The organism is Zhongshania aliphaticivorans (assembly GCF_902705855.1).
Taxonomy (GTDB): domain Bacteria; phylum Pseudomonadota; class Gammaproteobacteria; order Pseudomonadales; family Spongiibacteraceae; genus Spongiibacter; species Spongiibacter aliphaticivorans_B.
This window is the reverse complement of sequence record NZ_CACSIJ010000017.1, coordinates 120526-140685: the sequence shown is the minus strand read 5'-3', so window position 1 is coordinate 140685 and position 20160 is coordinate 120526. Positions and strand designations below refer to the sequence as shown.

Sequence of the window (20160 nt, the reverse complement as noted above, 5' to 3'; positions counted from 1 at the left end):
CTTAGTCGTGTTTAGCGGTGACGACATAGCGACTATGATCGCGCGACACTAAGCGCAGAACGGCTGCAGAGGTGTCACCTACCAGCGCTTTGTAAGCGGCAATTTGCCGAGCAAAGTGGTTGTAAATCACCACGGCAGGAATAGCCGCCACTAAGCCAAGGGCGGTGGCAAGCAGTGCTTCAGCGATACCAGGGGCAACAACAGCTAGGTTGGTGGTTTGTGCCTCTGATATGCCAATAAAGCTGTTCATAATGCCCCACACGGTGCCGAACAAGCCGACAAAGGGAGCGGTAGAACCGATACTGGCGATAATGCTTGTGCCACGGCTAACAGCGCGACCGTTGGCCGCCTCTATACGTTCTAGCCGTGATGCCACTCGTTCTTTTAAGCCTTCGCCGTCTATCAGTGCACCCTCAGACAATTTAAGCTCATGACTGGCAGCCTTGGTTAATTCGTTTGAACCCTTGGTTTCAATAAGCTTGTCATTGGCGGCAGCAAGGGTTTGTGATTCGATCACGGTATTAAGCGTGCGTCTTTGCAAACGCATAAGGATTGCTAGCTCTTGGGTTTTTGCAACAAATACGCTCCACGTTGCCAGTGACGCCAGCGCCAAACCGATCATCACGGTTTTGACTACCCAGTCTGCTTGCATAAACATGCCCCAAGGGCTGAGATTGTGGGGGAGTGTCGAGACGCCGTGCTGAACAGCGTCGTCACTTGGCGTTGCTTCCTCTGAGTCGGTATTGATTGCATCCTCATCAAGGCTTGTTGGATCTTCGCCATTGGCTGGCACGCTAGTGCTGTCAACGCGCATGGCGCCATTTTCATCTACGGTGACGGAAACTGGCCCGCTGTCTGCGCTAATAGAGATGGGATCGGGCTGAGTGTTTAGCTCCGGAGCTGTTGGGCTGGTTTGTGCCTGCGCTGAAACAGCCAGCAAAAGGCTGGCGCAAAATAGCGCGCCGCGCTGGAATGTGAAATGGGTCATTGTGCGTCCTTGTTGATATCGTATTGATTAATTTGGGCAATGCGTTCTGGCGTCCAGCCTCCGCCCAATGCGCGGAACAGATCCACGCGGGCTTGCAAGCTTTGTCTGCGCAGTACCACGTTGGTATCTTCGGCAAAGAATAAGGTGGTCTGGTTATCTAAAAGGGTACTGAATGAGGCAGCGCCAGCTCGATATCGCGCCTCGGCTAAGTCATAGGCGCGACGAGCGAGATCTAACTGTTGTTGCTGGGCGCGACGCTGGGCATCAATACCCGCAATGGCGTTAATGGCATTGCGAGTGTCGGTAAATGCCGCAACGATTGTTTGTTGGTAGTCGGCCACTAGACCATCTCGATTGGCGACGGCAGAATCAAATAAGGCCTCCAATGCACCGCCATTAAAAATGGGCGCGGTGAGACCTGCTACTAGGCTGTAAACAGGGTCTCGCAATGTTTGGCTGAGATGATTGGCGCTGCCGCCGGCGCTCATGGCTAAACTGATATTAGGCAGCATGGCGGCGCGGGCTTGGCTAATATTGGCATTGGCTGCACGCAACGCCGCTTCGGCTCTGGCGACGTCTGGCCTGCGAACTAATAACTCAGCGGGAATTCCTGTCTCAATAGCAGGAAATTCCACCTCGGCAAGGCTGTTAGTGAATAGCGGAATATCCGTGGGGCTGCCTAACAATAGGTTTAAGGTCGTGTGGCTTTCTTGCATTTGCTGGCGCAGCCAAGCCACGTCTCGCTCTAGGCCGGCAACTTGCCCCTGTTGTTGCAGCTGTTCTAATTCGCTGGCGGCACCGGCTTTTATTTTAAGTTCAACAATATCTAATAGGCGTCGAGCGTTGCCAAGGTTGGCCTCGGTAATTTGAAGCCGTTCACGATTACCCACCCATTGCAGCCAGTAGCGCGCGACGTTTGCGGTGATACTGAGGCCAAGGGTGTCGCGATCGAATTGACTATAATCCAGTAGGGCTTGAGCGCTGGCTTGATTGGCGCGTTGCCCACCCCAAAAGTCGATCTCGTAACTGGCGGTCACCCCAGAATAGTAATGTTCATTGCTGTTGCCATTAAGCTCGCCAGCGCGACCCGCTTCCACAGTGCCCTCTAGCTCTGGCCACAATGATGCGTCGGCAATGCGTACCGCCGCCTCAGCGCGGCGGATATTCGCCAATGCCGCTCGGACGTTATAGCTATTTTGCTCGGCCTGCTCGATGAGCTGGAGTAATTCTTCACTGCCAAAAGCCTGCCACCATAGCCCAGACGTTCCACCTTGCGTGGCACTGGTGCTGCCCTCAAGCTGCCAATGAGTAGGCAGCTGCGGCGTATTGTCGGTATAGATGTTGTTATTTATTCCCCCAACGCTGCAGGCGGCGAGTGAAAAACATAGAACAATAATTAGACCTTTACGCATACTCATTCCCCCGCCAGTGCGATTACAGGGTTCAAGCGCGCGGCTTGGCGGGCGGGCATAAACCCGAATATGAGACCGGTAATTAGCGCGCAACTTACCGCGCCCAAAAGAGCGGTAATTGAGGGAGCCACCGCAACGTCGACCCAATGCAAAATGATGATAATCAGGCCGCTTAATCCGGCACCTATTAGTCCGCCTAATAGCGACACCATGGCGGACTCGGTAATAAACTGCCGCAAAATATCGCGCTGTCGCGCCCCCGTTGCTACCCGAATGCCAATTTCTCGGGTGCGTTCTCTCACCGTCATTAGCATGACGTTCATTACGCCAATGCCACCGACTAACAAGGAGATGGCGGCAATCATTCCCAGCATTATGGTCATGCTATTGCTCGTGGCCATTTCAGCCTCAAGTCTGGACGCCGAGTTGGTCAACCAAAAATCGTCGCGGCCGTGGCGGTCTAGCAGTAGCGCCTCGAGCTTCTGCTCGGCTTGATCCATTAGCCCACTATGACGAATTTCTAGGTTGATGTAGCTTTCGTCCCGCAGCTTGGGAAACAGACGAACCATGCCGGTTTTTCTTGGTATATATACGCGCTCGTCGTGATTGTTGTACCCAGATTCTGCACCTTTCTCAGCCATCACGCCGATGACTTCATAAAGGCTTTCATTCAATAGAATTTGCTTGCCGAGTGGGTCGGCACCGTTGGGAAATAAACGGGTATAAACTCGGTGCCCCAAAACCACGACGGGGGCGATAGTACGATTGTCTTCATCGGTATAAAAACGGCCTTGGGCGACTGGCCAGCGGTTAATTTGCGGCAAGCTTTCGTTGGTGGCCAGTACTTCGTAATTGCGGCTTACGCCGCCGTAGCGCAGCAGTGCGGGATCGCGAAGAATCGGCATAATACGCAGTACTTCTGGCATTTGGCTGATGGCATCGATGTCAGCTTCGCTAATCACACCGCGGGGGCCGCCGCTATCGGGTACGGCGGGGCCGACGTACATCATATTGGGGCCCATCGCGTTGAGTTGCTGCAACACCTCCCGTTTGGCACCTTCGCCAACGGCCAACATAATAATTACCGACGCCACGCCAATAATAATGCCCAGTAACGTTAAGCCGGTACGAAAACGATTTAGCCACATTACCCGCCATGCCGCGCGACAAGCATCGCGAATTTCATCTGCCAGATGCGCAGATTGCTGCTGTGTTCGCGTAGATGAGGGCTCGTCGTTGGTGGCGGTATTGTCAGAAGAGGTTGTCGACGCGGTGTGTAAATCGCCGCTATCGCCCACAATTTTACCGTCGCGTACTTCAATCACGCGCCTAGCTTGTGAGGCGACACTGTAATCATGAGTAATCAAAATTACCGTATGACCTTGATCGGCCAGCTCGCGGAGCAGCTCCATGACTTTTGAGCCACTGCGAGAGTCCAGCGCGCCGGTTGGTTCGTCCGCCAGAATCACACTGCCACCATTAATTAATGCTCGCGCAATAGACACCCGCTGCTGCTGGCCGCCAGAAAGTTGGGCGGGGCGGTTATGCAAGCGATCAGCTAATCCTAAACGCTGTAATAACTGGCGCGCTTTGGCTTGGCGCTGTGCTTCTGGTATGCCGGCGTAAATAGCAGGAATTTCTACATTTTCGATAGCGCTTTCGGTGGGGATCAGGTGGTAAGCCTGAAACACAAAACCGAAGGCCTCTCTGCGCAATGCCGCCAATTGATCTAAATCTAGTGTCGCGACATTGCGGTGATTAAAATAATACTCGCCACTAGAAGGCTGATCTAAACAACCCAGCAAATGCATAAGAGTAGATTTGCCAGAACCAGAGCTGCCAACAAGGGCCACGAACTCGCCGGTGTTAATGTCTAAATTAATACCCTGCAACACGTCCACTTTGGGTGTGCCGTTTTCGCCACCATAGTGCTTTTTTATGTTGCGCAGTGAAATTAGAGCCATTGCCAGCTGTCCCTACGCGTGGCGTAATCTTCACTGCCGACCACCAGTTCTTCGCCGGATTTTAGCCCTGCAATTACCTCGGCGCGGAGGCGGTCACGACGACCGACCTGAACGACCCGCTGCACTGCGGTGCCGGTAGACGTTAGCACCCACGCAAGATACTTATTGTGCTCTGCACTGGGGGTGAGTGCGGCTAAGGGCGCCACCGATACGTTGTTAGCTTCGGCCACAATAAAATCAGCCTGAGCCGTCATGCCGGGCATTAATGCACCATCTCGGTTATCTACATCAAACAATACGGTGTAGGTTACCGCCTTAATTTGTTGCTCTTCTTCTCTGCTTGGCGGCGGCGCGGGTAGCACTTGCGCCACCTCGCCATGCCAGCGACGGCGGGTATTTCCCAAGGTAGAAAATCGCACCGTTTGCCCTGTGTGAATTTGATGGATATCGGCTTCAGAGACTTTCGCCTGCACCCGCATCGTCGACAAATCTGCAATGCGAAGCAGGGCGGGGGTTTGGTAATTGGCGTTGAGAGTTTGGCCCTCTTTAACCTCAATAGTGAGCACGGTGCCAGCTATTGGCGCGTAAATTCGGGTAAATCCTAAGCGGGCTTCGTCGGCTTTTAGTTGTGATTGCGTTTGTTGAATATTTGCCTGTAACTGCCTAACCCGTGCCTGTGCAACGGCCAAATTGGCCTTAGCGGTTTGCACATCTTCTTGGCGGGTGGCACCGTCATTTAGCAATTGGCGTTGGCGGGCATTTTGTTGTTCTGCCAATACTACCAATGCTTGACGTTCCTGTAGCTGCGCCTTAAGCATAGCCAGTTCAGCTCGACCCGCGTCTACTACCGCCGCCAGTACACTGGGGTCGATCTCGGCAAGGAGTTGACCTTTTTCTACCGTGTCACCCGGCCCAACATGCAGGCGGGTGATTTGCCCCGACACTTGCACACCGACATCGACAGATTCACGTGGCGCCACTGTGCCAATGGCCGCCACAATTGCCTCAATATTGCCTTTACTCAGTGGCGCAGTTTTATAAACAGAGAGTGGTTGGCCGCTCCACCACCAGAAAAAGCAGGTGGCTATCACCGCAACATAAGTCATGCTTAAGCGTAAAATTTTTGAAGATTTCATCCATTAATGCCTATGTTTAACGTCGTTATCATGATGATTAGCCGTTACTGCGGTGCGAACATTCCTTTGTTTACGCCGTTAATATCCATCCAATCTACCTCGAACATTTCACCGGGGCCTGCGTCCATGAGGACGTAAAAAGCTTGCGTGGGTAGCGGAAAGGTGAAACGCGACGCTTTGTTTAGCTTGCCAGAAGCAAGCACCTCACCGCTGTAGGCATACACCGACATACTGACTTCAGCGGCTTTGGAACCGTCGTGGTAGCCGCCTTCGCAATCAATTTGATTGCTGTTCAATTCGCAGCGGCAAACTGGGGTGTGGGCAAATACTGCGGCGCTACACAGTAGCGCGATGGGGAGTAGCGCAAACTTCATGATTTATCCTTAATGAATTGATTTAAGGCTGGCGACAATCGCGGAATGGCAAATTCTTGGGTATACACCTCACCGTTTTTTGCTTCTACAGTTAGCCATAAATCGTCAGTTTCCGTGGCGGCAGCGGGTATAGGAATTTCTGCTGTTTTTTCAGTGCCTCGGCCTTCAAAGGCATTGCCCGCAGCGCGTAGCGCGTGTGGTTTACGCACCTTAAAATACGCCATGCGAATCTGTGTTTCGCAGTTATCACAAAAGCGAATAACAAACTGTTTAAGGGGAATATCCATCGCCACCAGTTCCGGCGCATCTTGGTCTTTTTCCGCTAAGCTAAAGCTCCACGGGCCTATTTTGCCGTGTACGGCGTCGTCGCGCAGCAGGGCTTTTTTCGGGGTGGACGCCAATTGCCAACCAAAACTCGCCAGTGGAATTAACAGTGCAGCGGCGGCAAGCGCGGCGTACGGAACGGGGAGACGTCGCGCCGTAATACCAGCTGAAACCGCTATACCGTCGTTGCTCTCGGTGTTGTGTTTTTTTGGATTCGCGTGGGGCGTTTTATGTGGTTTTTGCTTGCGCGATAAATTAAATACCACTAGTAATCCAGCAATACTTAACCAGCCCAGCCACGCAACGGTACCTACATCAAATTGCCATTGGTAAATTCCAAGACCTAGGGCAATGGCGAGCAATAACCAGCCACCTATACGTAATACACCGCGTTGGTTTGCGGGCAAGGCTTTGCCGAAAACCAACTTACTATGGCGGGTCATTGCCATAGCCAAGGCAGCAAAGCCAAATAAACTAAATATAAAAATGGCGATATTTGTTGTCGTCACTGAGCCGCTCCCGATAGCAATAACCACGATAATCCGGAGCAGACTGCGGTAGAAAAAATTAAGCCCAGCCATACTGTTTTTAAGCGTTTAACGGTAAAAATCCAGATAATGATCAAGGCATACAATAAAAAGCTCAGCATTGTGCTGGCGGCGACAGCCTCGGCTTTTGGCAAGGGCCAAAGCAGTGCCAATAACACCATGGCAGAAGAGGCCAGAGCATAGCCGCCGACGACGGCAGCCAATACCCGCGACACGACCATCCAGCGGTAATGAGAAGATTGACGCAGTGATGTCATGCGGTTTCTCCCAATAGGCTATTGTCGTTTGCTTTAGACGTTTGGGCGGCTTTCTTAAGCCAAATGCGGTTAACCTTGATGGTCATATAAGCAAAGGCGAGGCCGAGGGCGAGCATGGTTAAATCAAAGCCCGCCAGCACCCAGTCGCCCGCTGGCAAACTAGCGCCAAGATGTTTGTCGGTGGTAAGGGCATTGAGCACCGGCAACAAGGTAAAGGCCACTGCGGCAAAGCCAAGGAGCTCAACCCAGGCCTTGCGAATATCGCGGAAAAAGGCGTAAATAAAAGCTTCGCCCCAAATCAAAAACAGAAAGTTCATTTCCCAGTTTGCTCGGTCGGCCATGTCGATGGGTAACAAGCGGTTCGCCCAAAAATAGACCGCCACACCCGCGGGCAAACCCGCAATAGTGGAGGCATTGAGTGCTTCTACTAGGCGGTGACCAAAGGGAATATTAGCTGCATCGTGCTGCTTGCGGCGCTTCACCGTCCATAACACCAAGCCGGTGCCGATCATGCCACAGCCGAGTAGCCCAGCCACGAAGTACAGCCAACGCAGCCATGACTCTGCAAACCGCCCTTCATGCAGCGCACGAAAAGTCTCATTGGTTTTCATCGTCAGGCTATCGGGTGGGTCTAATGGCAAAGCTTCACCGGTGTGGGCGTGAAAGCGCATGGTTTCAGCATCAAAAATCCGTACCTGACCGCCGTAAGCGCGTCCAATATCTACACGGGGTGCTTCGCCACCATCGTGCTGAATAAATACCGACCTGATCTGATCTTTACCCCAAGCAGCTTCAGCTTTCGCAATCATGTCTGGCACTGAGGCTGTGGGTCGGGAGATGGCCTCGTGGCTGTGGTCGCCAAATAAATCGTCAACATAACGCTCGATGGCTTTATCGTCGGTGCCGTATATTGCCGCGACACCTGCTGGCATATAGGTGAGGCCAAAGAACACCAAGCCACTGTAGGTAATCATTAAAAAGAAGGGTAGCGCCATCACACCAATGACATTGTGTGCGTCTAGCCACGAGCGCTGGCCTTTGCCGGGACGAAAAGTGAAAAAGTCTTTAAAGATCTTTTTGTGGGTGATGATGCCGGTTATCAATGACATCAACATCAGCATGGTACATATGCCTACCAGCTTGAAGGCCAACTGGGCGTCGATGTAGTGCAGGGCATAATGCATTACATAAAGGCTGGTGCCACCGCCGGTATCACGGGGGTCAATAACTTTCGTGGAGCTGCCGCTGCTGGGGTCAAGCACTTCGCGGCCGCGAATACCGTGCTCATGGCCTGCTAAGGGCGTGGTCTCCCAGCTAATGGAGAAGTCTTCCCAGTGACGAGACGCCTGTGAGTGATGGGGCAGGGTAATACTCCAGAATTCGGCATTGGGGGCGGCTTCCTCCAAGCGATCCATCGCCATCATCGCCAGTCGCCCGTTGTTTTGTGGCATAGCCTGATGCAGCGGTAATTCTGGCTGCATCCAACGAGTAATCTCGGTATTAAAGTACCCAGCACTACCCGTCACAAAAACAAAAAACAGCACCCAGCCCACCACAAGGCCAGACCAGGTGTGCAGCCATGCCATGCACTGGCGAAATCCTTCTTTCATGGAGTGTTTACCTACCTAAAGTGATTTTTGAACTACCGTGAAAATGCTTGCAGCGCGGCGGTATAAGCCCGTCCCGCTCCGATATGGACGAGAAGGGCGTGAAAAATTAAGGAGCATCCCTGCGGGCAAAAGCCCTGTTTCTTCCTTGCTTACTGTAATGACGTATGAGCGAGGCAAAAGGTGCAAACTTTTTTGAAAATGATTGAAATTAGCATTTAGGTTTGCGTCGGCAGTCCTGAGCCAAGATTAGATTTCGAATCTAATCCAACTTGTCGCGTAGCTGGAATCTAAAATTGGTGCTGGCTGTCTTGTGGGTAGAGCAAAGCGATACCCGACGAGCGATGGCGAGCGCCTCGCCATCGCTGGGACACTCACTACCAAACACTATGGGCTGTGATTGACCAAGAGCGAGGCTCTCCCCAGTACTGCCTGCCATAGCCAGAGTCAATTGCATTGGCGTAGTATTCTTCATCCAATAAATTATGGATGTTTAACGCAATATTAATCTGCGGATTTATCTGATATTTGCCAAAGACACCAACTAATGTTCGTGCTTCTTGAACCATGCCCCACTGCGTATAACTTTTGCTACTTGAATCTACGTTCCCGCCGATGCTCCAGTTTTGTCCTTTTGGCGAATAACTCGTAGATAGCTTGGCTATATTTACTGTCTCATTGTTGTCGTCTTTTTCGTACTGAGTGAAGCCCGCCATGATCTGAATTTCTGGGGTTATTTGTCCAGATAATCCCAAGTCAAATCCTTTCGTTTTAGTTTCACCTTTGGGGGCGTAGCACCAGCCGCCGCAGATATTAGTCAAATCGGGAGGAATGCTAGAAATAATTTCGGCTTCGTTATCTTTGATGATGTTAAAAAGTGCTATAGACGCATTAAGTTTGCCGTTATAAAACTCACCCTTTAAGCCTAATTCGTAATTGCTCCCGAGTTCGGGTTCAAGAGTATTCCCATCTGTGCCTTTAGATGATTGAGGGTTGAAGATATCGGAATAACTGAAGTAGGCCGATGCCCAGTTATTAAGCTCATAGGTTAATCCAAGGTAGGGCGTTATTTCAGCATTTTCATCACGACTGGTTGCACCGAATTCGTAGCTATACCAACTAATACGGCTACCTAGAATTGCATTAAGAGCATCAGTTATTTTGAAGTGACCAGCTATGTAGCTACCGTATTGGCCTGTTATTTGGTCATCTTTGGATGGTATGAGAGCAACTTCAGGCCGAGGAATACTTGTCCTAGGGTCGAAGTTATACAAATTGGTTTCGTAATCAGTACCATCCCCACTGCTGCGAGCCCATACGCGTTCTGTCCAGTTGCCACCAATGACAATTTCGTGATCGCGCTCGAAGAGCCTGATTGGTCCACTTAAGAAAAACTCATAATCATCGCTGGTTTCTTTATTTTGCTGAGCCCAACGGGAAAACGTCGCATCACCGCTAACGGAATCAAAATCAGAAAGCGTGGCGAACAACCAATCAGCTTCAGATGTTAATTGCGAAGCCTGTACGGTTAGTTGCCAATTGGCAGGTAATTGCTGCTCTAACCTCGCTTTGTACGTGGTGGCGTATTTGTTCCAGTGATTCCAATCTGGCGCTAGAAATGTTGACTGGCTCCAATCCAAATCTTTGCCGTTATTGTCGGCAGGTAAGCCACTGCGATCTGTAACGTTGTCATAAATATCTTGATTATGAATACTAAATGACACCAGTGTGCTGTCGCTAAGATCACCTTCTACGACAGCATAAAAAACTTTTTTTCTTTCTTTTTCAAAATCGCGGAATGACTCTTCTGATTGATCGACACTGATCATGCGCCCGCGCAATCGCCCTGATTCATTGAGTGGGCCGGATAAATCAACTACAAGACGTTGTTGGTCCCATGATCCAGCGCTAATACTGGCAGAACCTTGAAAAACGTCGGTAGGTCGCTTGTAGACCATGTTGATTACCCCGCCAGGTTGTCCTGCACCGTTCATTAAACCTGCGGCTCCCAGAAGTACGTCTGTGTGATCAATTAGCGCACTGTCTGGGCCGGCAACTACGCCGCCATCAATACCAGAGGTGGAAGGGAGTCCGTCATACTGAACTGCCATTGAATAGCCTCTGGCGGTATAAGTTCGGCGATCATCGTCGGCGTGTCCGGTACTAATGCCGGGCACAAGTGATAGTACATCCTCCATATCTTGGGCGGCGAAATCTTCAATCATTTGATGGGTTACTGAGTTGATAATTTGCGGCGTTTGACGTGGTGTTAGTTTGAGCTTAGTAGCCGTGTTCGTTTCGGCAATGGTGTATGACTGTGTTTCTTCCGTAGTGCTGCTTAATAAAGAACTAGATATCTTCACCGCCGGAAGCGTGGTGACATCCCCACTTTGCTTTTCAATTGTCACCGAATTTTCACTCGTGACTCTCATGACCAAACCACTTCCTGCTAATAAATATTCCAGTGCGTCATACGCAGTATAAGTACCGCTCAAGGCAGGCGCAGTGCGATTGAATGTCGCTTGCTCCGTATACAGCACTTGCAGGCCAGTCACTGCGGAAAGATCAGCAATGGCTTGGGGTAGGGGTTTGGCGGCAATGTTAAAGGAATAGCTTTGCTGCTTACTCTGGCTAACTTCGCTTGCGCTGGTTTGGGCGACCGCTGGCATTGTGTGCGCCGCTGCTAATGCAATGGCGGTTGTTAAAACCCATGAACTTGCTTTGATCGTATGTTGTTTGTTCCGCTTCATTGTGGTTCTTTGCCCCCAATTAACAATGAGATTTATTCGCATCTAGTGGTGAGACGTAACAGCGGGGAATAATCCCCCAGTCATTTGGGAAATATTTATAGAATTTTTTTGATGTGGGCTATTTAAGTAAAACTAAGTAGTCAGTCAGTCTAGTTTCATTGAGGGCGAGAGTGCGGCTGATCATCTCCAACGCAGCGTCGGCTTCGTTGGTTGAAAATATGCCGCTGACTTTTCGGGCATTGAGGTCTGAGTTGGTAATAACAATACGGCCGGCTCGGTAGCGGTTGAGTGTGGCGACTACGTCGGCCAATGGCGTGTTATAAAACACGAATTGCCCGCGCAACCAAGCAGTAACAGCGGTGCGGTCAAAGCTTGTTGGCGCTGATATCACGTCGCCGGAGAGCATCGCTTGCTGGCCGGGGGCGAGCACTACAGGCAAGTTTTTACTGTCATTCGGCGAGGTGAGAATAACTTGGCCTTCGTCTAAGCTAACGATGGCGTTTTTGTCAGTAAGCCGAACATTAAACTGGGTACCAGTTACCCGCACGGCGCCTTTTTCGGTTTCTACAATAAAGGGACGGTGGTCGTCCGCTGACACGGCAAACCACGCTTCGCCTTTGAGCAAACGCACTCTGCGTTCGTTTGCGCTGTAATTCATCACTAACGCACTGTTGGTGTTCAGGGTGATGAGGCTGCCGTCGTCGGTAGTAATGGGTAGTTCTTCGCCCACGGTTGTGGCGTAATCACTTTGCCACTGGCTCAGCCAATCCTGCTGGTTGCCGACGCCGATGAGAAGCGCCATGACTAAGCTCGCCGCTATCGCAAAGCGGGCATGTTTTTGAGGAATCCGCGATGGTTTGGCTTTTACTTGGCGAGTGACGGTATTGGATTTGCGACGAAGCGGTGTCACGTTGTGTGCGTGCTGCTCGGCAATGAACTGGCTGATGGGCGCGTCTAAGCGGCCCCAGAGATTTTCCATTTCTTGGTGGGCTTGGTGGTGACGAGGATCAGCTGCTAGCCACGCAGTAAACGCGTTAACCAGCGCGGTTTGTTCGGCGTTATCCTGGTGGCTATCCTTTAGCCGTGCCAGCCAAATCGCCGCGTCTTCCAGCATAGCGTCAGGTAAATCGTTCTTGTTGTCACTCACAGGGCTCATTGTTGGAGAAACCTTGATTCGTCGTTAACGCTCGTTTTTATCATGGCAGTTGAGTAAAAAATCTCAGCCTTCTGATTATTGAGACGTGTTGCGGCGCGAGTTTCCCCCAGTGCGCTGATCACTAAACATCTCTCCCTGCATCACGCAGCCGTTGTCGGCAATGCACCATAGCGCGAGCGATATGTTTTTCAACGGTTTTATCTGAAATGGCTAAGCGCTTGGCAATTTCGCGCATGGTTAGACCGTGGCCACGGTATAGCAGAAACACCTCGCGGCACTTATCCGGTAGCTCGCGAACGGCCTCATGTAAAACTGCGAACTCTCGTTGCGAGGCGGCTATTTCTTCAGGAGAGGGCGCGAGGCAGGGCAGCTCAAATAAGGTATTTTCTGTGTCGTCGGCATCACCACTCTCTACAGGTTTAGGTAACTGCGACTGCTGCCGCCGAAGTTGATCTACCGCCAAATTACCCGCCATGCGATACAGATACGCGCGGGGATTGTCTGGCATAGGCACCGAAGCTGAGTTTGCGCGAATCCAGGTTTCCTGCACCACATCTTCCGCCATCGACGACGAGCCGGTGCGCTTGCGGACAAACTGCCGCAGCTCCTCGTAATAAGCCTCAACGGCCTGTGTCAGTGATGTGAAAGTGGGGGATGGCATGGATTAGCGTTAGTTAGAGATCGGATGGTTTAAATGAGAATTGTTCGCATTTTAGCGTATCAGCGATGGTTTGGGAATACGGTGACTTAACAATTGGCGATGCAGCAAGTCACATCTATAAAATTTTTATACGATCAGACTGCTAGGTCGCAGTAAACGGCTGAGAGAGGTACCGCTTAGTGCAATTAAATAACTTATCGATGTTTAATTTATATTAAAAAAAACAACAACTATTGCACGTAGAAACAGATATGAAACTGCATCTAGCCAAATAAATGACGTATGCAAAAGCATGTATTTAAGCTTTTGCATACGTCAATACATTAGTGCTTACTTCGCTTAGCCTTCTCAAAGATATGTAGAAATGGATGGGCGATCTGGTGATCGTAACGTTGTGGGAATTGGTCGCTAAGTCCGATGGCCTCGCTGTCTCTAGGCGCAGTTTTAGCATCATAAAAAAACGTTCCAGCGACATGGTCGTAGACTGTAGTAAACAAACCGAAGTTGATATCGCCGTTTGCTGGTGGACGTAAATGATGGAAGCGATGTACTTCTGCATTTGCCAATAGATATTTTATGGGGCCAGTTCGATAGTCCACGTTTGAATGTTGGAGAAGCAACTGAAGCGCCACACAAAATGTCAGCGCTTGGGCGACATCCGCTGGAATTCCCATAATCCACAATGGCGCGATGCCAATGGCCGTTTCTACGCATTGGTGCAAAGGGTGCTTCATCAGCCCATTAAATCCGTACATCCTTGTTACGCTGTGATGCACAGCGTGAAATTGCCACAGCCAATTCCACCTGTGGCTTTGATGATGAACCGCGGCAATACCAAAGTCTAAGATAAGAATTGCCATAAGCACTTGGCCCCAGAATGGCCAGCGTTCAGGCCAAAGAGATGATAGCGGTGCCATGGCGGCCAACAAAGGAAGCAATAGTAAACTGCTGTGGGTGAGGCTGGTGTTTACAGCGACGTGAAGTACGTCGCGTAAACCGTCTTTTTGAGAGCTGTTCCAACTGGGTTGCCAAGGTAAAACGCGCTCGCAGATAAAGGATAGGGCGATGGCGGTGGCCATCACTAGCCAAGCCCATGTGATGGGCAGGTTCTCGCCGATAATCCAAACAATGCTTCCCATGCCACCTATGAAAAAAATTGGAAAGTAGAACAGTTGCAGTAGCTTGCGCATTTTATATCTCCGTTGATTCTTCGATTTTTTGCTATTCTGCTTACTAACTCCAAACGGGGCTTGAATAAACTGAGCAGGATTATTGAAAAATGCGTTTGTATTTGGGAGAACATTGGCTGGTCATGGCGGGCCCTGCATTAAATGCAGAACATCACAGCCATCATGCGGCGCAGTGGTCGTTTGTTCGCGAAGGCGTAATAATTACCGAGTCAAGCGAGCGTGATCGTGTTTCCGCGCAGGGAGTATTCATTCCTCCGGGATATCAGCATAGTTGTGTGACGGTAAATCACGTGGTCATGGTGTACTGGGAGCCGGAACACTCGGCATTTCAGGAATGCTCATTGCGGCAACAGGGCCAGAGAGTTATTCCAGTCGTGTACCCACTTGAGTGGGTCGAAACCTTAACGAGCAATCACGCCAAAGAACTTGCTTTACGCTGTGTTGATGCTGCACCAGAACGGATGAATTGGGATCAAGCAAGCTCAATCGATCCGCGAGTGTTGCAAATCCAAAGTTGGGTACGCCGTAATCTCAGCCAAGCTATTAGCTTGGAGCAAGCAGCCTCGGAAGTGCATGTTTCTGCTGCGCACTTGGCACGTTTGCTACGAAGCCAATGTGGCACAACCTTCAGGGCCTTCGTTCGCTGGGCGCGTCTGCGAGCTGCGGTGGAATCGGCGTTAGCTGGGAGTAGCTTAACCGCTGCGGCGCACGACGCTGGCTTTTCTGATAGCGCACATTTTTCTAGAACATTTAGATCCATGTTTGGCGTTACTCCCCAATTTCTTTTCGGTCATCGAGAGAATTTGACGATAGAAATTATTAATGATCGTAAAGATTAAGGTCGGCTACGCATAAGAAAGAAACAAAGGTAATGTCACTTTACTTTAGTGATACTAACTGGCTGCTTAATGATTCTTTAAAGTACATTATTCGATCAAGAGTAGGGTAATAAAAGTGTCTACGCACAATCGTGTCGATGCGGTATAAAGTTGAGCCGTCAATATATTATTTTGCCCGCACATGCAGTATTAAAGAATGATCAATCAGCTCATAGCCGTGCTCTTCTGCAATTTCACGCTGCCGACGTTCAATCATTGGGTCAGAAAACTCGATAATTTCGCCGCTATCTTGGCATACCATATGATCATGGTGATCACCTTTTGCAATTTCAAATACTGAGCGCTGGTTTGCAAATTGGTGCCGAACAACTAAGCCTGCCGCCTCAAACTGTGTGAGTACTCGGTAGATTGTAGCCAATCCTGTGTCATCGCCACTGTGGTGCATAATCTTATAAATATCTTCGGCGCTAAGATGATGCGAATCTCTTTCTGATGATTCCAATATTTGTAAAATTCGTATTCGTGGCAGGGTGACTTTTAAACCCACGTCGCGCAGTTCTTGACTTTCATTAGCCATTACAAAGAGCTCCTTGTTCGCTACCGTACCCGTGGGAAATCAGCAGCTACGTTCTTATTCAGAATGGGTTGTGATCACATTTTTTTATGTGAAGCACCAAAATTAATTCTTCGACTTTAAGTTTCAATACCGGCTTCATACTGCGTTTGTATATATAAGACGTATGAAGACTTAAAAAGGTGCAAAATATTTTGTTTTCCCCCTCAGGGAAATTATCATTCTGGCTGCTAGAGTGCCGCAACAATGGAAGTAGGCCGCGTTATACGCTTCCGATAAGGCTCCTTATTGTGCTTCGTTAAGGAATATATAGCCTTTAGTAGAATCTATCTTCCGGATAACTGCGCTGCGTATTTTTAATAGAAAGGCTGTTAATTTTGTTGCATAAACTGTTCAGATGAGTCGAAAGCTGACTCAGAGTGCATAGCTGTGTGTTTTACGGAGGGACGAGATGGTAGGGGGGTACCATCTCATCTCGTCTGGACGGATTATTAAAAACTATAACGCGCGCTTAAAATGGCAGACCGTCCCGGTTCTAAAAGTGTTTTAACGGTGGTAAATTCCTGCCCGTAGCTTGCTCTGTCTGTATAAGACTCATCAGTTAGATTGTCGATGGACAGTCGCAGATTCATGCTCTCATTTACCGCGTAATTTACGTAAGCGTTAACGACGGTATAGCTATCTTGTTTTGCGCCGCTATCTTCGACGGCATCATTTTCTAGGGCAAATTCGGCATCCATTCCTAGGGCCACAGGAATCTGAGATAGATTTAGTGTTCCGCTAACGGTGATGATTTCGCCCAAGGGTACGGTGAAGTAATTACCGTCGTATGAGCTGGCTACTATGCCGTCCATTTCGGATTCAATATTGGCGTATTTCATTGTGATCTCACCTTGCTGACCGAGGTAGCCGACCACAATATCGTAGCCATCAATTTTAAAGTTGGCGACCAAATCAGGGCCTCCACCGTAGGATGGCGTGCGACCATTTTCAATATCGGTTTGGTATAGGGTGGCTTCCGCAAAAGCACCATCAACTTGCGTGCGAAGGGCAAAGCTGTAGTTTTCAGCTTCTACCGCTTTGATGTTGTCATAACTCCAGCCCCCGTTGAGAATGAAGTTTTCTGCTAGTGCGACGCCACCCCATACTTGGGCGTAGGCTGCTTTGACGGTGAGATAGTCGTTAATTTGGTAGTCGGCAGCAATGTTGCCACTGGCGCCAGCGTCATCGTGACTGGAGCCGTCGGTGCCGGTGAAGTCTTGCTCGTCATGGCGTAGGCCGTAGGAAAGATTTAACTGCTCGCCGAAAGTCTGACGCATCTGAATAAAGACGCCCAAATTTTCTGCTTGTTCTTCTAAGTCCGGATCGCTTTCGTATCTGAAAATAGCGCTGTCGTCATAATGGTCTATTCCTGCGACAATTTCGCCGAAGCGTGTGTAAAAGGTGTTTTTAACGGTCATGGACTGACTTTCGGTAATGCCGGTGTAAACAATAAGGGCAGTCGGATCGGCCAACGGCACTTCACGGGTTTCTAGCTCAGTTTCGCCGCTAGCAATCGTCACACTTGGGTTCCACAAGCCTTGCGCGGTGTCACGGCTGTAGTTGAAATTTAGACTCTCGCGCGTCAGATCATAGACACGAGATTCTGGTACAGGACGGCCCACGGTTAAACCAACAAAGTTAGCGCGGTAAGGACGTTGAGATTCATCGTTAACGTTTTCCATCGATAGTTCAAAGCGACCTGCCTGTTCATTTTCATAGGCGACTTTGCTTAATTTGCTGAGTAAGCCTGGCTCGGTAAACCGCACGGTGTCACCTTCGCCATCTTCGTAATCGTCACCGTTGGTATGATTCAGATAGAACAGTGCTTCAAAACCGCTGTTGCGGCCGTATATAGAAGCGCCGGTAGTAAGCTGATCGCCGTTGGAACTGTAGCGACCATCAACAAAGCCACCAAAATTACGTTGCGGGGATAGCAAGTCTTCTACATCGACTGTTTCATATACCAAGCTACCGCCAATCGCGCCAGGGCCATCATCGGCGGCAGCAACACCAGCAGAAGCACGCACCGCTTTGAGTAGTGATGGGTCAATCAAGTTGGTGGCATTGTGGTGAAATACCTTATTGTTCTGGCGACCGCCGTCAATGCTGACCGCCATTGCGGTTTCTTCAACACCACGCACATATACTTTCTGATTGACGGGAATTGATCCGCCAACGGCGACTGCGGCGTCTTTTTTGAATAGCTCTTTTACGTCACGGGGCTGCACCGCATTAAGCTCATCACGACTGTAATCTAAGGATGTTTGTGGTGAACTGATTGACGATGCGCTAATTTTTACGGCAGGCAAACTTGTTAAATTTGGGCTTTTTTCAAGTGTGTAACTGCCATCTTCCTTTTGAACCATTTGCAAACCGCTGCCTTCGATCAGTAAGTTCAATGCTTGTTGCGGGGTGTAATCACCGACGAGTGAGGGGCTTTGCAGGCCTTGAGTTAATGCAGGATCAAAAGAGAGGGGAATGCCATTTTGGGTGGCGATAAGGGATAAATTTCGGCCAAGTGGACCTGCTGCTAGCTCATAGTGTTGGGCTTGAGTTGCGGTGTCTGCAAAAGTAGCTGTTGCGCAAGAAAGCGCCAGCGCGCATAGCAATGGTCGAGTTAAAGCAGCGTGGGTGAACGGTCGCATGGTGTTTCCTTGTGGTAAGTGCAGTGATCAATATGTTCTGTACTTACCTTGCCAAGTGAAAAAGGAAAAAGTATCAGCATTAAAAAAATAATTTTTGAATAGATGTTTGCAATAGAACCGCGAGGCGAAAGACAGGGCGTTAAACAAAAAATAGTACGGTTTTGTGCCTAATTATTTTGGCGAAAGTGTCGTCATATAACCAAACAAGGCTTTGTTGACGGTGATAGGGTAGGTGGCCGCGAGCATATCTAGGGCTTTGTTGATGTCGCTAAGAGGGAATGCGCCAGACACCGCTAAGTTGGCAATGGCTGGCTCTACCCGCAGGCGGCTATTACGAAAACGGCTTAAGTCATCACATAGAGTTTGTAGAGGCATGGCATCGGCCATGAGCATGCCGTTAGTCCACGCGGCGTTCAGGTCATCTGCAGGCATAATTTTATCGGTTTGATGGGCATCAAATGGGGTTTGTTGCCCTGCAGTAATTACTACTGCAGGGCCGTTAGCTGGAGTGACTTCGACGGCACCTTCGAGTACGGCCAAGTGGCTAGTGTCGGTAAATTGGCGCACGGTAAATCGGGTGCCTAGAGCGCGTAATTGTCCCTGTGCACTGCTAACTAGAAATGGACGAGGATCGTTGCGATGGCTGGTTTCTATATAAATTTCGCCTTGGCGCAACACAATCAAACGCTGCTCATTACTGAGTGACACATCGATGGCAGTGTCGGTATTCAGGGTGATTTGCGATCCATCGGCAATGGTCACTTTTTGTTGTTCGCCCACGCGGGTGCGGTAGTCAGCAATATGAAGCTGTTTATGGGTGATGTCCCAAACACTCCAGCCTACGGGAGCGGCGGCGATAAATAAGGCAAGTTTGGCGAGCACTTCGCGGCGCTCTAGATTACTCGGGCGATCCAAAGTAGCCATGCCTATTGAAGGCGGTAAGGTGCCAAGTTTGGTAGTAATTTTTTCGGCGCGCAGCCATGCTTGGCGGTGGGCATTGCTACGTGCTAACCATTGTTTAAAGCGGTTTATCTCGGCATCGTCCATAAGGCCTTCTTGCATTTTTATCAGCCAGTCAGCCGCTTCTTCAAGCACTTTACGTTCTAGGGTGATAGACATCGCCGCTTACTCCATGACCAGCATGCATTGAACCAGTGCGCGCTTGATGTATCGCTTAATGGTGATTTCAGACACCGCTAGACGGACAGCAATATCGCGATACTTCATGCCTTCCAGTTGTGCTAATAAAAACGCCTGCCTAACGTCGCTGGGCAAACAGTCGAGTGCCGCATCAATCTCATAAAGGGTTTCAAGTATCAGTTCTTGATGCTCTGGCGAAGGCGATTCCGGCTCCGGTAATATCATCAGTGCCTGCAAATAGGCCTGTTCGATGTCTCGACGACGCCAATGATTAATCATCAGCGATCGGGCGATATGTGTGAGGTAGGCACGGGGTTCACGAATAGACGTTGTGCTGGTATCTCGCAATAACACCTTAACAAAGGTGTCTTGGGTAAGATCAGCGGCTGTCTCTGAACAACCTAGCCGCGAGCGCAGCCAGCCCCGCAGCCAACCGTGATGGTTGCTGTACAAATGCTGGATATCACTTGTGTGAGCTAACTCGCTACCTGACACGTTATATTCCTGAAGAGGTTATTTATCGCAAATGAGAATCGATCTCATTGTATTGTAG

17 protein-coding genes are annotated in these 20160 nt (G+C 49.9%); 1 reads left to right on the top strand and 16 read right to left on the bottom strand.

The genetic code is table 11. The features are described from left to right. Nucleotide 1: 1 nt before the first annotated feature. The 12 genes from exbB to GVJ32_RS17320 form a co-directional block, all read right to left on the bottom strand. Nucleotides 2-988, bottom strand: a complete 987-nt coding sequence (gene exbB / locus GVJ32_RS17375) for a tonB-system energizer ExbB (RefSeq protein WP_159241341.1) — start codon at nt 986-988, stop codon at nt 2-4. Beyond that, a complete protein-coding gene (locus GVJ32_RS17370; protein ID WP_159241340.1) occupies nt 985-2400 on the bottom strand; it encodes an efflux transporter outer membrane subunit in 1416 nt (471 codons plus the stop codon). Before GVJ32_RS17370 ends, exbB begins: the two co-directional genes overlap by 4 nt. Nucleotides 2401-2402: 2 nt before the next feature. Then, entirely contained in the window at nt 2403-4364 is a 1962-nt protein-coding gene (locus GVJ32_RS17365) for an ABC transporter permease (protein WP_159241339.1), read from the bottom strand. Further along, nucleotides 4355-5500 (bottom strand): efflux RND transporter periplasmic adaptor subunit, encoded by a 1146-nt coding sequence (locus GVJ32_RS17360; protein ID WP_159241338.1) that lies wholly within the window; start codon nt 5498-5500, stop codon nt 4355-4357. The genes GVJ32_RS17365 and GVJ32_RS17360 overlap by 10 nt, the downstream gene beginning before the upstream one ends. A 44-nt stretch (nt 5501-5544) precedes the next feature. Then, nucleotides 5545-5874, bottom strand: a complete 330-nt coding sequence (locus GVJ32_RS17355) for a hypothetical protein (RefSeq protein WP_159241337.1) — start codon at nt 5872-5874, stop codon at nt 5545-5547. Further along, nucleotides 5871-6707, bottom strand: a complete 837-nt coding sequence (locus GVJ32_RS17350; protein ID WP_159241336.1) for a DUF3325 domain-containing protein — start codon at nt 6705-6707, stop codon at nt 5871-5873. Before GVJ32_RS17350 ends, GVJ32_RS17355 begins: the two co-directional genes overlap by 4 nt. After that, the gene (locus GVJ32_RS17345; protein ID WP_200841466.1) at nt 6704-7003 is read right to left on the bottom strand and encodes a hypothetical protein; all 300 of its coding nucleotides are present in this window, start codon (nt 7001-7003) and stop codon (nt 6704-6706) included. Before GVJ32_RS17345 ends, GVJ32_RS17350 begins: the two co-directional genes overlap by 4 nt. Then, nucleotides 7000-8613, bottom strand: a complete 1614-nt coding sequence (locus tag GVJ32_RS17340) for a PepSY-associated TM helix domain-containing protein (protein ID WP_159241335.1) — start codon at nt 8611-8613, stop codon at nt 7000-7002. Before GVJ32_RS17340 ends, GVJ32_RS17345 begins: the two co-directional genes overlap by 4 nt. Nucleotides 8614-8987: 374 nt before the next feature. Continuing rightward, nucleotides 8988-11360, bottom strand: coding sequence for a TonB-dependent siderophore receptor (locus GVJ32_RS17335; protein ID WP_159241334.1), 2373 nt, complete (start codon nt 11358-11360; stop codon nt 8988-8990). 118 nt (nt 11361-11478) lie between these two features. Continuing rightward, nucleotides 11479-12516, bottom strand: coding sequence for a FecR family protein (locus tag GVJ32_RS17330; protein ID WP_159241333.1), 1038 nt, complete (start codon nt 12514-12516; stop codon nt 11479-11481). Nucleotides 12517-12637: 121 nt separating this feature from the next. Further along, complete coding sequence (locus GVJ32_RS17325; protein ID WP_159241332.1) at nt 12638-13177, bottom strand: RNA polymerase sigma factor; 540 nt, start codon at nt 13175-13177, stop codon at nt 12638-12640. A gap of 323 nt (nt 13178-13500) precedes the next feature. Beyond that, the gene (locus GVJ32_RS17320; protein WP_159241331.1) at nt 13501-14367 is read right to left on the bottom strand and encodes a sterol desaturase family protein; all 867 of its coding nucleotides are present in this window, start codon (nt 14365-14367) and stop codon (nt 13501-13503) included. Nucleotides 14368-14456: 89 nt separating this feature from the next. On the opposite strand from GVJ32_RS17320, the gene GVJ32_RS17315 reads away from it, so the two are divergent. Further along, complete coding sequence (locus GVJ32_RS17315; RefSeq protein WP_200841465.1) at nt 14457-15206, top strand: helix-turn-helix transcriptional regulator; 750 nt, start codon at nt 14457-14459, stop codon at nt 15204-15206. Nucleotides 15207-15372: 166 nt separating this feature from the next. On the opposite strand, the gene fur is transcribed toward GVJ32_RS17315, so the two are convergent. From fur to GVJ32_RS17295, 4 genes are all read right to left on the bottom strand, one after another. Continuing rightward, nucleotides 15373-15783, bottom strand: a complete 411-nt coding sequence (fur, locus tag GVJ32_RS17310) for a ferric iron uptake transcriptional regulator (RefSeq protein WP_159241330.1) — start codon at nt 15781-15783, stop codon at nt 15373-15375. 488 nt (nt 15784-16271) lie between these two features. After that, nucleotides 16272-18467: a TonB-dependent receptor gene (locus GVJ32_RS17305; protein ID WP_159241329.1), complete on the bottom strand. Its 2196-nt coding sequence runs from the start codon at nt 18465-18467 to the stop codon at nt 16272-16274. A gap of 171 nt (nt 18468-18638) precedes the next feature. Then, entirely contained in the window at nt 18639-19586 is a 948-nt protein-coding gene (locus GVJ32_RS17300; protein ID WP_159241328.1) for a FecR domain-containing protein, read from the bottom strand. 6 nt (nt 19587-19592) lie between these two features. Next, a complete protein-coding gene (locus GVJ32_RS17295) occupies nt 19593-20102 on the bottom strand; it encodes a sigma-70 family RNA polymerase sigma factor (protein WP_159241327.1) in 510 nt (169 codons plus the stop codon). Nucleotides 20103-20160 lie beyond the last annotated feature (58 nt).